A 1,801-nucleotide genomic window follows, 5' to 3' on the forward strand; every position below is an offset into this window, starting at 1 on the left:
TAGTGATATCCCTATCAACCTTAGCTATGCAGATCCTGTCACTTACCCAGATATGGGGATTTGGCATCCCATGGCTCCTAAGATGTTTGAGGATGTGAAGGACTATTTAGCCTGGCATCAAGGACGACGGGATATTGAAGCAGATCTTAAGGATCCACTAGCTCCCTGTGTTGGTCTTGTACTCCAGCGTACTCACTTGGTGACAGGGGATGATGCCCACTATGTAGCCATGGTGCAAGAACTGGAATACATGGGTGCACGGGTCATCCCAGTGTTTGCTGGGGGGCTGGACTTTTCTAAGCCAGTGGATGCTTATTTCTATGACGATCGGGCTGGCGCTAGAGAACCAATTGTAGATGTGGTTGTTTCCCTTACCGGTTTTGCGTTAGTCGGTGGCCCTGCACGGCAAGATCATCCCAAGGCAATTGAAGCTCTGAAGCGTCTTAACCGCCCTTACATTGTGGCACTGCCCTTAGTGTTCCAAACTACGGAAGAATGGCTGGATAGTGATCTAGGGCTACATCCTATTCAAGTGGCACTCCAAATTGCCTTACCAGAGTTAGATGGGGCAATTGAGCCAATCATTTTATCAGGGCGGGATGGCATGACTGGCAAGGCGATCGCCCTGCAAGACCGCATTGAAGCTGTTGCCCGACGTGCTCTCAAGTGGGCAAATCTGCGTCGCAAGCCCAAGCTAGAGAAAAAGCTAGCGATTACCGTTTTCAGCTTTCCCCCGGATAAGGGCAACGTGGGAACGGCTGCCTATCTCGATGTGTTTGGCTCTATCTACAAAGTCTTAGAAGCCTTGCAGCACAATGGCTATGATGTTCAAGATTTACCCGATTCCCCAGAAGCACTGATGCTGGAGGTGCTCCACGATGCCCAAGCTCAGTACAGCAGCCCTGAACTCAACATTGCCTATCGGATGTCGGTGCCAGAATACGAGCGGCTTACACCTTACTACCCAGAGGTGGAAAAGTCTTGGGGGCCTGCACCGGGTCACTTGAATACCGATGGTCAAGACTTGTTGATCTATGGCAAGCACTTTGGCAATGTGTTCATTGGTGTGCAGCCGACCTTTGGCTATGAGGGCGACCCTATGCGCTTGTTATTCTCACGCTCGGCTAGCCCCCACCACGGGTTTGCAGCTTACTACACCTATCTGGAACATGTTTGGCAAGCTGATGCCGTATTGCACTTTGGCACCCACGGCTCTCTAGAATTCATGCCCGGAAAGCAGATTGGTCTCTCTGGAGCTTGTCATCCCGATAATTTGATTGGTACAATCCCCAACCTCTACTACTACGCGGCTAATAACCCCAGCGAAGCAACGATCGCCAAGCGTCGGAGCTATGCCGAAACTATCAGCTACCTTACACCCCCTGCAGAGAATGCTGGTCTGTACAAAGGCTTGCGAGAACTCAGTGATCTAATTGCCTCGTATCAAACCCTGAAGGATACAGGACGAGGGGTTTCTATCCTCAATTCCATCATAGACAAGTGCCGCCTTGTGAATCTTGACAAGGATATTCCTGAGTTGCAGGTAGCAGATGATGTATCTCTAGATGCGAAGGACTGGACTGCTGAACAGCGGGATACTCTGGTGGGTAAGGTCTATGCCAAGCTGATGGAAATTGGGTCACGACTGTTGCCTTGTGGTTTGCATGTGATTGGTAAACCACCGACAGCCGAGGAAGCGATCGCCACTCTGGTCAACATTGCTAGCTTAGATCGTCCTGAAGACGGGATTGTCGGCTTACCTCGGATTATTGCCAATGCCTTGGGTCGAAATATCGATGAC

Annotated in this window: 1 protein-coding gene; it reads left to right on the forward strand. The window is 50.6% G+C overall.

Annotated features, from left to right (window positions below; all coding sequences use genetic code 11):
- The coding region (gene bchH / locus NZ772_18400) for a magnesium chelatase subunit H (protein MCS6815528.1) at positions 1–1,801 on the forward strand (1,801 nt) is incomplete at both ends.

The organism is Cyanobacteriota bacterium (genome assembly GCA_025054735.1).
Taxonomy (GTDB): Bacteria; Cyanobacteriota; Cyanobacteriia; order SKYG9; family SKYG9; genus SKYG9.